This window comes from Vibrio sp. MA40-2, from assembly GCF_047302445.1.
Classification (GTDB): domain Bacteria; phylum Pseudomonadota; class Gammaproteobacteria; order Enterobacterales; family Vibrionaceae; genus Vibrio.
The window spans coordinates 2,084,350-2,099,038 of the sequence record NZ_CP178628.1 but is presented as its reverse complement, the minus strand read 5'-3'; the positions used below and the strand labels follow the sequence as shown (position 1 = coordinate 2,099,038).

Here is a 14,689-nt window from a genome sequence, read left to right as displayed (position 1 = left end):
TATGAGCCTGCTTCGTTGGCTTGAAGAAGCCTTAGAGAAAGTCGCCCCTAACATAGCAGGTATTGCCAGTACCATTGCAAACGTAGCAAGTGTACTGGCAAGCGTGTCATGGGTAATTAGTCAGGCTCTGGCCGTTATTAGAAAACATTAGGCCGTGCTTGTATCGCTCGGTCCATTAGCTCTAATGAGTAACCACCGTAATGACTAGCGACATCATTTTGAGAATGTCCCGTAATGGCTTTCTGTATATCTACCCTTACATTCTGTTCTCTGCATGATGAGATAAACGCGTGTCTCAATCCATGCAGAGGCTGTAAACCTTCTCTGTTGATCCCTAGCTCATCTCTAATAAAATTAGCTAACCATTTAGCAACACCAACATGGTACTTACTGCTTGAGCCTTTTGTTAATTTAGGGAAAACTCGACCATTTGTTGGTAATGATGCTAGATACGTATCAAGCCCTAACTCTAATAAATGCTTATGAATCGGAACTCTTCGTTCCTCCCCTGTTTTAACAGATTGGTCATCTCGCTCACCATGAATCCGAATGTAAGGGATAGGTAACTCTAAACAAACATCATCAACATAAAGTTGAGCAATTTCTTCAGCTCTCGCACCAGTGTAATACAACATTAATGGTAGCCAATAATGAGCAGTACCGTAATCAGACTTATCTGGTGAATAACCTTCATGAAATAGTTTCGAATTAAAAATAGTACTTAATTCGTCTGTCGTATAGCCTTTACCTTCAACTCGAACAATACCTGTTTTCTTAATATCAGAAACAGTTCCTTGAACTGGATTTACTTGAATATAATCTTGTTGAACAGCAAAAGTGAAAACCGCAGATATTGCTGATATTTGCTTCTTCACACTCGCGGGAGATGTTCTACCTAATCCTAATAAATCTGCTTTTTCAATTTGCTCATTGAATGATAGCTTTGCAATATCAGCTTTCGGTCTTGTTGGTAATTGCTCTAAGATATTTCTGAATTTAGCAATATCTCGCTTAGCAAACGAATCAATTGGTTTATTTGGATACAATCTTAAAAACTTCTTAACTGTAGCTGCGTAGTCTTTAAGTCTAGAAGCTTTACCCGGCTCTCTTCGCATTACCGCAGTCTGATACTCTTCCCAAACGACTTCAAATTCAGGCTCTTTAAATACCTGACTACTTACTGGTTGTGCAGCCAGTGTTGCCCCTTGGTTTAACAAATCTAAGCTACTCGCTTTTTGTTTAAGTGCACTTTGAGAAATGCTAATATAAGCCTTGGCAAAAATAGAGAGTAATTTTCGATACTGAGGACTAGAAACACTTGGTTCTATCTGATAAGAAGCTAAAGGAGGCAGTAACATTTCAGTTAATAAAGAGTCTAATTGCCCAAAATAGCGAGCCTGTTTTTTCTTAATAATATCATTTGATAATGGCTTATCAGACTTCTCTCGCTTTTTGATTAAAGCATTAAGATTATCGAGATCATCAAGAACCATACAAACAGGAAGATGATTTTCTTCAACAAGGCCGCAATTAACAAGCAAGAATGGATTGGTTGTTTCGGGATTAGCACTAAATAATGATGCCGTTTTCTTTCGCCATTCAAATACAACATTATCGATAACTGCATCTGTTAATTTAGATTCGCTTTCTAGCTTGCGTTTTGCTTTCTCTATTTCTGCTCGAAACTCAGCAAGAACAGGACCATGCTTGTGTCGTGCTTCATTTTCATCTTTAGTATCTAAAGAACGCTTCAACTCAGAAGCACCAATAATCGCTCTCAATGCTTTGGGAACACTCACACGAGTTTGAAAAACACCATGTCTTGTTTTGGACGGTCGAGTCATCGCTAACACCATTTCGTACCCCTTTTCTGTACCACCTAACGTAAAAAAGTCAGTACAAAGAAATGGGCGTCAATATCAATAAAGTCTTATTCTACCTTATCTTACTGACCTAAAACGAAAAAACCCCAGCATTTCTGCTAGGGTTTCGAATTTGGCGGGAGTGAGGCAGTCGAAATATAACGATAAAGCATTGAATATACTTAACATAATTAAAAATAAATCATTTAATGGTACATATAATGGTACTTAAATTTTTGGTCAACTAACAACACCGGTTCTGATGCCGCTACTGGACTCGACTGTAGCACCTATCTTTTTGATTTAAATAAACATTATAAAAATAGAGTTTTAGGATGTTACTTCAGTTGAAATTGACTATAGTTGACTCACTCAACATCAAGCGTTCCCCTATTACAATCCCTATAATTCTTAAGCTCAAAAGGGTGATACACTACAGGTTCGAATAAACATTCAAGTCATAGACTAGACACTAAACAATGAAACAACTCAACACCTACGATACAAAAGAAGAAGGCGAAGCAGCGCTTGCCAAAATCGATGAACCTAAGCGCCTTGCCAGCGAACGAGATAGTACTGAAGTCATCTATAACCTATTTGGCACGCCAAGCTGGGGAAATTTTTACAAGCTCGGGAAGTTTAATCTCATCGAGCTCAAATCCATGGTTGAGCAAAAGCAAAACGGTCAGCCCTATGATGAAAAAAAGCACCGTGAGATCATCACGATGCTTGAGTATGCAGCTAAAAGCTTTGATTTGAAAGTTCCTAAGCACTGGCTATAGATTAAGCTGTAAGCCAGTACAGAGGATGCTGGTTAGCATCCTCCATGTATGAACTACCTAAAACGGGCTTATAGAGAAACGCTCATTAAGCTCCCACGCACTTTCTTCACCAGAAACTTTCTTAACTACATCATGCCCTTCCAAATGAGCAAGAATCGACTGAACGCTACTCTCATCTAATCGTCCACGTCCATATGTTTTGCATAGTTTCTCAATCTCATACAACAATTCACGCGCAGTACGTTTCATTTGCTTCGGAAATCCTAATAAAACAAGTGCTGCATCAGGGGATAGCTTTATTTCCTTGGTGAGAGCGGCTTCCATGGCTCTAACAATAGCACCTAAGCACAAAACATCAGAAAGAAGACCGAGAGAAAAATCACCGTCAACTGATACTATATTCTTAAGCAGCTTCATGAACCCTGGAAGCTTTTGATAAGTTGCTCCACCACTCCCATCAGCCCCATTTACAGTTAAGCACTTAATAAACTGTACGGAGTCGTGCATTACATGAAGAGATTTAGCGCGAGTTTTTGTTGACTGTTCAGCCCATTTAACTTTAGCAAGCAACAAATTAGCGAGTTGCTCTTCAGACATATCTTCGATTGGCATATGGCTAAAAGCGAGCATTTTCAATAGCATCTTTTCAAGATATGTATTGTCATCCATAAACAGGATGTTTCTCTCTTCTAGCTGATCTTGGAACTCACTGACATTAATAAGATCTTTATGCTCGGTAGCAGAAACAACAAATGCGCTCAGTGACAGGTCTTTATCATTAAGTTTACCCTCAAGCTCTTTAATCTCTTGGTAAAGGCCAAACTTGGCATCATCCAAATTAAGGTTACGAATCCCCTTTGGATCAACCAGAGCCAACCACTGCTTGTTTGTTTCAGTGTCGACTAGCCAAAGCAGAAAATCTGGATAAAAGTTACCAGCGGTAGCAAAGCCTAAGCCTTTAGCTTTAGTGTCTGCATTTCTTAGTAGGTACAAACTCTTATCACCAACGATCTCTTGCCCTCGTGGTGTTTTAAGGAACAACTCCAAGTCTTCAATGAATTGGATTTCACTTTCACTATCAAAAGCTTTTGGTCTCATGCGTAAAGGCACATCTTGCTTTTTATCAAGTGACATTAATGGATAATATAGGTGCTTATCGAAGCTCACAGCAATCACGCCTGGAGCATCCCAGTCTTTAGCTGAACCTAAGTCACCACTTGCAACCAGTTGAGACAGCTCTTCTAGCTTATCTTTGTAGACTTCACCATCACTCGTATCATCAATCTCAAAATGATACATATTAATCATTCCAGGATCTTCTTCATGCACTCTTGTCACTTCGTAGAACTGCCCCTCATAAGCATTCTTAAGTGCTTTATAGAAGCGATCGGTAAAGTCACACAAAAGGCGGAGCATTATATCTTCTTGCTTACGAACATCGGCAAATGACTTTAGCGCCAGTTCACTAGATGGAATCAGCAAGGTATACCAGTGGTTCTGGTCTTCAGTTTTACCTAAACAGAAATCCATTAGTCTTTGTTTATCTAGGCGTAAATTTGACCAACCACGTTGATGCTTGAAAGCTTGTAGCTCTAGATACAGTCTATCGAAATCAAAAGCTGCAATAACTTTAGGGTCCAACTTATCTTCATTTCGCTGGTCAACTAGAACCTTTTCTTTTTTATCGGTTGTGCTCAATGCTTCAAGCTTTGGATACAGATCCAATTTGACATGGGCGGGCTTTAATTTGCCTTTAAAATCCTCTGGAACTTCATAAAGATGAGGGAAATAAACACGCTTGAAGCCCTTTTTCTGGTTATCTTTATAGCCATCTTTGAGCTTTAGTGTTTTCAGTTTGTTTGCTGGCACATTTGAACGAGTCGGAAAATCTAGCTCTAAGATTTCATCACTTTGAGGAATGCCCTCATCTTCAAGATACTGCTTAAACGTTGACATATAGTCAGCACGAACACCAAAGATATTAAGTGTCTCTAGTTTTTCTAGATGTATACCCTTTGGTCGTTGAATTACTGTACTACGTTTTAACGAATAACCTTGCCCTTTGAGGCGAACACCACGACCAAATAGCTGAATGATCTGTGAACCTTCACCTCTACCCATGTTGAGTAGACCCATTGTCGATACGCGCCAGCTACTCCAACCTTCTGTAAACTTTTTAGAACCAATAAGTACGTGAATATCCGAATCTTTGTTATTGATTGTGTGGAATAGTGTTGAGGCAAAATCATTCGACTCATAGTCAAAGTCTTCATCTTCCTCACACGCTTTATAGAGTTTTGGAGAGTCACCGACGTTGATCAAGCCAAACGGCTCAGACGTACCAACACGCAGAGCTAGCTCACCCTTGCTGCCTTTTAAATTTTGAACGAGTAATCGTTGACCAGTATGTGTCGCGTTAAACAACTTTTTAATGATGTCAGCGTATATGTCACCGCTAAAAGTCGTTAATGGTAAGAAACGCTTATCAAAAATACTGCGCCCTTTGGTGTCCAAGATTCGTGCTTTATTCTGGATGAAATCAGCAATCCAAGCCTTTGCTTGCTGCTCATTATTTAGGAACCAAGCGAGGAACTTAAGAACTTCATGAATATCCGATGATTCACCGTCTTTAGTCGTTGAAACAGAATTACCAACAAATACCCATAACGGCTTCTCGATGTTATATTCGTTGAGCTTGTCGGTATGCTTTGAGTATAGATATTGCTGTTGGTAAAAGCTCAGCAAGCACGCAGTAAAGTACTCATAACGCTTACTATCATCGGCATCCGGATCTTTATCATTCTCTGGGTTAAGGTTAAGAATCAAAGACTCTTTACCGTAGCCATCACTGTAAAAGAACTTGTATGAGTAATCGAATAAAACACACTTACCATACACTTCTCGCGTCGCCTCTATACGCGCCTTTCTTTTTTCAGCATCCGTTAAAACTAATTGGGCTTTCTGCTCATCTTCAAGTTTATTGATTGCTTTGGTATCAAATAGGGTTTTAGCTTTTGTTTTTTGTAACTCTTCTTCGTTCTTTGCAACGGTATTACCTTTGGCGACGGCTTGCCCAAAAGTTGCTGAGTACTCGAAGGCAAAGCCGCCTTTGGTTAAAGTATCTCGGCGACGCATCCAAGCACCCGCAGCGGTACCAGTCCCCTTATGGCCTTCATCAATCAGAACGAGGTTATTGCCTTCAAATGCTTCGACAGCAACCGTTTTATCACCCATTTCATCGGCAAGCTTATTAATATCAATAACTTCAATGAACTCTCGATCATGATGACGGTCGTTTTTATTAAAAGGTTTTACCTTATCAAATCCAGATTCATGCAATTCTGTTAAATGCTGATTGGAAAGACGCTCATCTGGTGTCAACAAGATAATCTTGTCTGGATGTACGTTGCTATGACCATTTCTAAAGTAATGCTGGTACTGTAAAATATTTACGTGCAATAACAGAGTCTTTCCAGATCCTGTTGCATTCCAAAATGCCAGTTTGTTTAAATCACTAAGCACATAAGGCTGGAACAAATCTGCTTTACTTTGTTCTTGATTAAACTCTGCTAACTCAGTATTCAAGCCGTCTAACAACTGTTGTTTCTTATTGAAATACCAGTCTAAATAGATTTCTGTAAATAACAGTGACAAGTACTGGAAGTACTTCATATTCATCACCGTATCTTCTTTACGGTTACGATGCTCTGTTATTTGGTTCCAATGTTTGACGATATTCAGGTCATAACGACGCAGTTCATCAAGGTCGATACGATCGACCTCAAATAAGTTACTGCTTAGCTCTTGGAAAAATAGTGTTTGTCCATCTTCATGAATGCCTTCAAAGCGGTCATCACCTAGTCGGCTTTTTAACCCCTCTAGTGTGCCGTCTTTAAAGAAGCGATACATGTATCGGTTCAATACAAGCTGTTTGTGGAAGCTTAGCTTCTTAGCACCTTTTTTAGTGGCTTTGGCTGCTGGTCTCTTAGCCATTACAGAGTCTCCTCTGCAAACATTTTGCTAAGGAATTCAGGTTCGATCTGACGCAGTTTCAACGTACGAGTAATCTCACCGTCTTCATCATCAGAAGTGAATGCCGTTGGTAAGTTGTGGTCACCGTTGATGTAGATAACATCGAACGTCTGTTCTTTTGCATATAGGTCGAATCTATTTGCGTACTTAGTCAATTCTTCATAGCCAATCTTGTCGCAATCTCGCCATAATACAAGTGCTCGCTCACCATTAGGTAGGGAGCCTTCCACACGTACATAACCACGATCGACATTCGATTCGATCGTTTTCACATGCAAACCAAGTAAGTAGTTAAAAGTCTCGACTAAATCGATATTTTTACGTTCGGTAGCGCCAGCTGAATCAGCAGATATATTCAATTCATATTTGAAAGGGCTATAAAAGCTGTCAATATTGATGAGGGACGTTTTACTTTCCACATCAAGCATATAGTTTATTAGGTAGTCTTCTTTTATCTTTTCGTCCCACTCAGAGAATAACTTTCCCTGCTCTCTTTTTATCAATGCGATATTATTTAAAGTATCTTCATAGCTTTCTAGCTTAACGACTTTAATTATTTGCGACAAAGAATCACTTGATTCTGCCTTACCTTGTTTCCAGTCACTAGAAAACATATTTTTTATAATTCTTTTTCTTAAGACCTCATTAAAATATTCACCTTGTTCGACCAAATAAAATTTTCTCTTATTACCATCCACCCTGTTTAAATTCATAACGGCATGGCCCGTAGTGCCAGAACCAGCAAAGTAATCTAACCAGATTCCTTCTTTGTGCCTACTAGAAGAAAGTAGTAACGTTAGTAATTTAGCTGGCTTAGGATAAGATGCTGCATATTGAGTATTTAATAATTGGTGCAGTTCATCATTAGCATCTTCATTTGTTCCCCATCCAAACTTACTCAAGTTATTAACATCATATGAGCGAAAATCCCCTTCCCCTGCATTTCCCAATCGAGGAAGCAAATCTTTCATTCTTTTATATCTTGGCTCTCGAACAATTCTTCTCAAATATAAGTCTTGCGTAATGTAAAGATCTCCAGTCGCTGCGAATTTTGACATATTATCTTGAGAGTAACGCCAATTCCCTTCTATAATCAACTCACTATCAAGGGTCTTGTCTTTAATCACTAGGTCACTATGAAGAACAAGAGTCATATTTCCAGCTGATATCGTACTCCCTTTAGCTAAAAAGTAATCATTTTCTCTGAATTTGCTCAAAATACCAGGTTTTATTACCCTTAACTCTCTAGGGTTCGATGCATTCACACAAGGGTAAGTCTCTTCATTTGTTGCTATCTCACCAATTAATCCATTAAATTTTGAGTGTTCTTTAGTAGTGCACAGAATATAGTCTTTCATCTTTGCAACATTACCACTTAAAAAACTTCCTTTTTTCTTTTTCTCCCAAATGAGTGTAGAGATTAAGTTTTCCTTCCCATAGTTTTGGCGAATCAATGAGCTCAAATACTCTTGCTCCTCATCACCAATGCTAGTAAAAATAATTCCATCTTCTGAAAGTAGCTCTACTCCTTGATCAAATCTTTTCTCAATCATCGACAACCAAGAAGAGCTTTTATAATGATCCTTGTATAAAAATCCATCATCACCTGTATTGTATGGTGGATCAATGAAAATGTTTTTTACTTTATTCTCCACACTTTTCTTAATTAATTTTAGTGCAGCATAGTTATCAGAGTTTATAAGTACGCCATCAATGTTATCGGCAACGTCATCAATAGAGTTAAGTACTTTTTGCTGAAAGCTATCAGAAAATAGCGAAGTATCAATGATAAGACTTGTATTGCATTTTATAAAATCAACGGTTCTATCCTGACCATCAGTAAAACCGAGTTCTAACCACTGCTCCCATTGCAATTCATTGTTACATATTTCTACAAAGAAGCAGTCGTCTAGCTTGTCTATTGATATATGATATGAAACAGATGTTACAAACTTTTTCTTTTCCCAAAGTTTCTTTTGAAAATTTTCTAGCTGAGCCAAAAAAGTAATGAGATCTTGAGCTATACTCCTCAAACACTGGATCATTCTCAGTTGCTTTTCAACATTTGCAAAAACATCCGCATTTTGGATGTTATCAAGATTCATCACTTCATTTTTGATGTAAAAATCCAACTCATTATTAAGGAATTCACCAAGATTTTTATGAATGAAGTAATCTGCTGTATTACGTTGCGTATAAGTCGTTAAGTGGCGTTCAAGCTCTGTACGATGCGGATTTTTTTCTGTCGGAGCTCTCTTTGCAATATCAGCCCAATCACATTGAACTAACTCACTATCTAGAACAGTCGAAATAGCTGTCTGGACCAAAGTATCTTGCTTAGTACCTTTCTTCATCGCTTTGTATTCAAAGTGAATAACAAGCTCTTCAGCATCTTCTGTTTTATTAACTTCTACTGGCTGATATTCTACTTCGTACTCCTCACCATCTTCATCAAGCTTTGTTCGATGATGAGGCTCAATAAGTATAAAGCGACGATCTTCATCGTTATCTTTACGGTTATCTTTGGCAGTATCAGCAGCTAATAGCTTAAAACTTACCTTGCGACCATCATCCAACTTGAATGAGTAATTAGCGAAGTTCTCACCACTTTTAATGTAGTACTGATCTTTGTTTGCCCAATGCAACATCACCTCTTCACCAGCATAAGGGATCGCGTAAGTATCACCTTTATAACGGCGCTTGCTGATAAAATCACCATTGTCGTAGTAGCGAGAGAAAAACGTCAATAGATGTGAGAACACTGCACTTTCATGCTCATTTGTACCTTGAGCCAATTGTGTGATTTGATTTTTAAGGTCCTTTACTTTTGGAATGTCATTTGGATCAACACCAAGTGCTTCAGCTCCCTTTATGGCTTCAGCAAGCTGCTTTTCTAACTCTTCCTTATTCGCATTACCCGCTTCAGATAGTGCTGCTTGAACTTTTGCTTTTAGCTTGTTCTCTAAGTAGTCATTGATCTCATCTGCACGAGCATTAAGGATGCGATAAATACCAAAATCGAGCTCTGGTTTATCGATTTGGAAAATCTCTTTTAGTTTTAATACTAATTCATTGTAATTATTCATTTTAATCTCTTTAATCCAATATTCTTTATCAAACCACTGACCAACGAACTGTAAATAGCTCAGTGACGTTTGTTTTCTGTTTCATGCGCTCTTCAAGCGCTGCGATTAGTTCATCGCGTTTGTCTGCGATCTCATCTTCCACATCAAAGATTTCTGATCGCTGACGTCGCTGCTGTCGTTCAAGCTTCTTAATTTGCTCTTGGTTCGCCTTTTGCTCTTCTACTGACTGTGCGTGCCTTGCTTCTCGCTTTAATGAGCGTATCTGGGCTTTGGTATCACGCAATGCTTCTTCAGCCGCCATCACCTTATCTTCTGCCCACTTCTCAAGCTTGTCTCTCTCAACTTCGAAAAGCGTATTATTACTGTCCATCACTTCTGCAAGTTTTGCATCAATCTGTCTAGCTCGAAGAGAGCAAAGCTCCTCTGGCATAATTAACTCAGTTTGAATCGATTTTGATACACCTAAGTTAAAGAGCTTTTCACAAGCCTCTGTATCGACTATTTGCCCTTTGTCTGTCTTAGCCGAGAATACGAGAAACTCTTGAATATTAAAGGCTTCAACTGATAGTAGGTTAAGTGTTAACCAGCCTGATTGACCTTTAAGTTGCTCTGCAACTGACACCTTCGTTGTATGGCCCGAGTAATCAAAAAACAGTTCACATCGATCGGTTTCAAATTTCCTCGCCTCAGCAATAACTTGCTCACCTAATGGGTGATTGATCCGATAAGCTTGAGTATGGTGATCGAGTTGTTGAACCTCTCGATTGTCTCCACCAGCTTTTCTTATCAACTGATATTTACCAAAGAAAGAGTCGTTTATTGGCTCATTGATAGAGAAGCTATGCTTCTCATGATCAAAGCAAGCGCTGTCTTTCAACTGCTGGTAGGTTACTGCCCAAAACCATCTGCCTACTTTATCTAAACGTTCTTTCGCTTCATCAAGCTTAATCTTAAGAATGTCATGGATGTCTTCATCAAAATGTTCAAGAAGCTGATCTTGAGTTTTCTGCATTTTTTCATTGATGTCATTTTCAAGCTCTTTTTGTAGCAGCTCAAACGCAATTTCTATTTCATCTGGTGTACGGCAAGATTGATAGATTGTTTGAATCCGCTTTTCAAAATCAACACCGCTTTCTATATTGCCAAGTACGCTATCCGATGCACCAAACACACCATCAAATAGATTAAATTTATCAGTGAGTAGCTCAAGTACCCTTGAATCAGCCTGATTTCGTTGATTCAAAAAGTTCACAACTACCACATCGAACTTTTGTCCGTATCGATGACAACGGCCAATACGCTGCTCTACTCGTTGGGGGTTCCAGGGCAAGTCATAGTTAATCAAAAGAGAACAAAACTGAAGGTTAACACCCTCTGCTGCCGCTTCTGTAGCAATCATGATTTCAGCATGTTCTTTAAAGTGATCTATTAACGCTGACCGCTTATCGATTTGAGCCGAACCCGTCACGCGGGATGAGCCTTGATACTCTTCTCGCCATTGTTGGTAGATTTGAGCAGCTTTAGGTGTATTGTTGGTGCCGCTGAATGTCACCACTTTATCAGCATAACCATTACTTTCTAAAAATTGAGCTAGATACTGCTGAGTTCTCATTGATTCAGTAAAGATGATGACCTTACGAGCCGCACCCATTTCAGCTAACTGTTCAAAGCCCTTATCAAGCCCTTGCAGTAACTCCTTGGACTTTGTATCAATACCAATTAGTTTCGCTTTGGCAATAATAGCTTCAAGCTCAGCAATCTCTGAATCCAGAGCTTTCAGGTTCAACTCTACTTTTCCTGAATCAACCTCAGCTAACTCAGCATCCTCGTATATGTCATCTTCAAGATCGTCATCTGTAATGATTTGTTGAATGATGTCTAAGTCATCTGTTTGTTGCCCATCTTTTTTAAGCTGCTCTAACCTAAATTTCAGAATTTGCAGATTATTGATAACCGCTTTGGTACTAGATGACAGGAGTTTTCTCAGAATCAATCCTGTTAAGTGTCGATGCCTTTTGGGTAATGCATAGCTATCTTCACGTTCTAGCAACAACTGGACACGATCATACAGCTCTTGTTCTTGTTCACTTGGATAGAAAGGAATAGTGATGGCTTTACGTTCGGTGTACTTAATGTATTCAAGTACATTCTTTCGTAGCGTCCGCTTCATAAAGCCAGCCAAACGCTCCTTTAGCTCACCTCTGTCGCTATCAGCTTGCATAAACTGTTTTCGAAAAGCCTTATGATCACCAAAGATATGCTCATCAATGAGAGTGGACATTCCATACAGCTCCATTAGCGAGTTCTGCAATGGTGTCGCAGTTAGCAGTAACTTTTTCCTTCCATCAAGAGCTCGCTTAAGTGCCTGTCCCATTTTGTTGCTTTCTCTATGGGCATTTCTGAGCTTGTGAGCCTCATCGATAACGACCAAATTCCACATTTCAGCCACCAGCTTATCTTCAAGCCTGGCCGCGTAATGATAAGACATGATCACAACTTCTTTATTGTTCAGCGGATTGTAGATGCCTTGTTTTTGAAGTTGGTTAAACGTTTTGGCATCTAGAACACGAGATGGAAGATTGAACTTCTCTAGCAGCTCAGTTGCCCATTGACGGCGCAGCGACGCCGGACAAATGATAAGAAGCTTACGCTTTCTTTCCGCCCAGTATTGGCATAAGACTAAGCCTGCTTCGATTGTTTTACCAAGACCAACTTCATCAGCTAAAACAACACCTTTGGTAAGCGGGTTATCGATAGCAAAAAGAGCCGCATCAATCTGGTGAGGATTTAAATCTACACTTGCATCGAACAGCGATTGAGAAAGGCGGTCTACTCCGTTATTGGCATGGAGTATAGAAAGCTCATGAGCAAAGTATTTGGCATGAAACGGGGTTAGCTGCTCAATCATTTTTTCTGCTCCTCAATCCACGCTTCAAGGTCTTCACGTTTGAAACGCCAAGAGCCACCGACTTTAAAGCCTGGTAGCTTGCCTTCACTAGCTAATCTATATGCTGTTTTCTCTGCCAACTTTAAGTAAGCGGCCACCTCTTTCAAGGTTAAAATTTGGTCTACCATTCAGAGTGTTATCTCATGTTGGTTTTATTCATCAGAATTAATAGTGAGAGAATATGGGAAAATTGGGGAATGGACAATGATCTCAGTCGAGATAAGTATGCTGTTGCGTATTTTTTACACATTACGTGACCACCCACTCAATTTACAGTTTTAATGAATAGGATTAGGCTAAAGGACTTTAAATTCAGTTAACTAGCACCAAGGTAAGGAATACAAACACATTTCAGATGGAGAAATTCCTTTGCCTTACGACAATTCATTAGATCAACAAAAAACCATTACTCAGTGGATAAAAAACGGTACATCCGCAGACGATGCCGAACAGCTATACTCAGATATGGTTAACGACCCTGCTTACTCAGATCCTGATGCTGTAACCTTTGAAGACCCATCTATAAATGACAGATTGAAACGAGCTGAGTCCAACAAGCGATAACGCTATGAGTATAGAGAAGCCCTAAATTCTTCTCCTACTTTTCAATTATTCAATCTAATATATTTCACACACATATCACTCCTATGTATCCACCAGCATAGGAGTTCATAATGCCCACCTCGATTATTCAATTAATTTCAATTGTCCGCTTTCATCCGACACCAGATGCCCAAGCTACTCATACAATCAACGCACCTTAAAGCCTAGCGTGTAGAGCTTCGTCTCTTGCTATCAAACAGAGTGAGAGTGACTTGTTTCAACATCGTTATACCGTCACCTCTATTTTGATCCACTTCGCTAAAGGTGTGCACGATGAGTAAAACCACTCATGTGAGCACTCGCCAACATATGGTGCTCGCGCTTGAACTATACAAGCGCATACCGTATTGGCACAAAGTCACAGCTTCTGAGCTCAAAGCACAGCTTCAGGAAATAGGTATTGATAGAGATATTCGAACGATTCAACGTAACCTTGATGTGTTACTTGAGTATTTTGATATTGACCGAGATACCCGTGATAAACCTTATGGATACCAACGAAAGCAAACTAAATCTCTTGTTGGAGCCAGTACTCAAGAAGCACTACTGTTGTGTCTGGTTGAGTCTCACATACATTATTTAATCCCTTCTCATATATCCCATACTTTCCATAGCTTATTTGAAGACGCCAATTACCACCTGAAATCTCTCGGTCAGAAATCGAAAGAATCTCAATGGCTAAGAAAGGTTGTATTTCAAAATGCTTTCCAGCTAAGCGAAAATGTCAGCTCTGATATTTACGCTAAGATCTGCCAAGGGCTCTATCATAATCGTTGGTTAAGCTTGCATTATTACTCTGAAGGAGAACAACACAGAAAAGATGTCATGCCATTAGGCCTTAAACAACAAGGTAATACATTGATATTGGTGTACAGACAGAAGGGAGATAAAGACGCTACTTTTGTTGATGTCAGCCAAATTCACAAAGTCACATTATCAACCTTCATGTTTGCTTACCCACAAGACTTTGACTTGCAACATTCAGTATCGAAATACACCAATACAGAGCATGAGCGTTATACACTCGAATTCACCATTACTAAACCAGCGGGTGAACATCTCTACCAAACACCACTTTCCAACGACCAACGTATCTCTGAATTCGATACGTATTTACACATCACTGTTACGGTTTCTAATACACCACCGTTAGTGGCGTGGCTAGAAGCACATAAAAACCACATCACCTTTTCAGAACAACAACCTACACCGCCGTCAATTAAAAGTCCCCAGCTTCAAACCACTTCTCTAAATAGCGATAGCGGTCTCACTTAGTACAGCCCCATGCGACACCAGATGCCCAACCTATTGATAACCTGACAACAAGCAGGGATATCACATAGGGTTTGCCGTCTTCCTATGTGATCCACTACGACA

9 protein-coding genes are annotated in these 14,689 nt (G+C 39.5%); 4 read left to right on the top strand and 5 right to left on the bottom strand.

The annotated features are described in order from the left end of the window. Window position 1: 1 nt before the first annotated feature. Window positions 2-151, top strand: coding sequence for a hypothetical protein (locus tag ACLKML_RS17125; RefSeq protein ID WP_413284213.1), 150 nt, complete (start codon window positions 2-4; stop codon window positions 149-151). Here ACLKML_RS17125 and ACLKML_RS17120 read toward each other — a convergent pair. Then, a complete protein-coding gene (locus ACLKML_RS17120; RefSeq protein ID WP_413284212.1) occupies window positions 138-1,856 on the bottom strand; it encodes a DUF6538 domain-containing protein in 1,719 nt (572 codons plus the stop codon). The genes ACLKML_RS17125 and ACLKML_RS17120 overlap by 14 nt on opposite strands. A 485-nt stretch (window positions 1,857-2,341) precedes the next feature. Between ACLKML_RS17120 and ACLKML_RS17115 the strand changes: the two genes are divergently transcribed. Continuing rightward, entirely contained in the window at window positions 2,342-2,644 is a 303-nt protein-coding gene (locus tag ACLKML_RS17115) for a hypothetical protein (protein WP_413284211.1), read from the top strand. 57 nt (window positions 2,645-2,701) lie between these two features. On the opposite strand, the gene ACLKML_RS17110 is transcribed toward ACLKML_RS17115, so the two are convergent. Genes ACLKML_RS17110 through mads1 form a run of 4 tightly spaced genes read right to left on the bottom strand, consistent with a single transcriptional unit; the run spans window position 2,702 to window position 12,837 of the window. Then, window positions 2,702-6,637 (bottom strand): DEAD/DEAH box helicase family protein, encoded by a 3,936-nt coding sequence (locus ACLKML_RS17110; RefSeq protein WP_413284210.1) that lies wholly within the window; start codon window positions 6,635-6,637, stop codon window positions 2,702-2,704. Continuing rightward, window positions 6,637-9,762, bottom strand: coding sequence for a DNA methyltransferase (locus tag ACLKML_RS17105; protein WP_413284209.1), 3,126 nt, complete (start codon window positions 9,760-9,762; stop codon window positions 6,637-6,639). The genes ACLKML_RS17110 and ACLKML_RS17105 overlap by 1 nt, the downstream gene beginning before the upstream one ends. A gap of 28 nt (window positions 9,763-9,790) precedes the next feature. Then, window positions 9,791-12,670 (bottom strand): SNF2-related protein, encoded by a 2,880-nt coding sequence (locus ACLKML_RS17100; protein ID WP_413284208.1) that lies wholly within the window; start codon window positions 12,668-12,670, stop codon window positions 9,791-9,793. Next, entirely contained in the window at window positions 12,667-12,837 is a 171-nt protein-coding gene (gene mads1 / locus ACLKML_RS17095; protein WP_102558320.1) for a methylation-associated defense system helix-turn-helix domain-containing protein MAD1, read from the bottom strand. Before mads1 ends, ACLKML_RS17100 begins: the two co-directional genes overlap by 4 nt. A gap of 241 nt (window positions 12,838-13,078) precedes the next feature. On the opposite strand from mads1, the gene ACLKML_RS17090 reads away from it, so the two are divergent. Then, window positions 13,079-13,273 carry a hypothetical protein gene (locus ACLKML_RS17090; protein WP_413284207.1) on the top strand — a complete coding sequence of 65 codons (195 nt, stop codon included), beginning with the start codon at window positions 13,079-13,081 and terminating at the stop codon, window positions 13,271-13,273. 312 nt (window positions 13,274-13,585) lie between these two features. After that, a complete protein-coding gene (locus tag ACLKML_RS17085) occupies window positions 13,586-14,587 on the top strand; it encodes a helix-turn-helix transcriptional regulator (RefSeq protein WP_413284206.1) in 1,002 nt (333 codons plus the stop codon). Window positions 14,588-14,689: the final 102 nt, after the last annotated feature.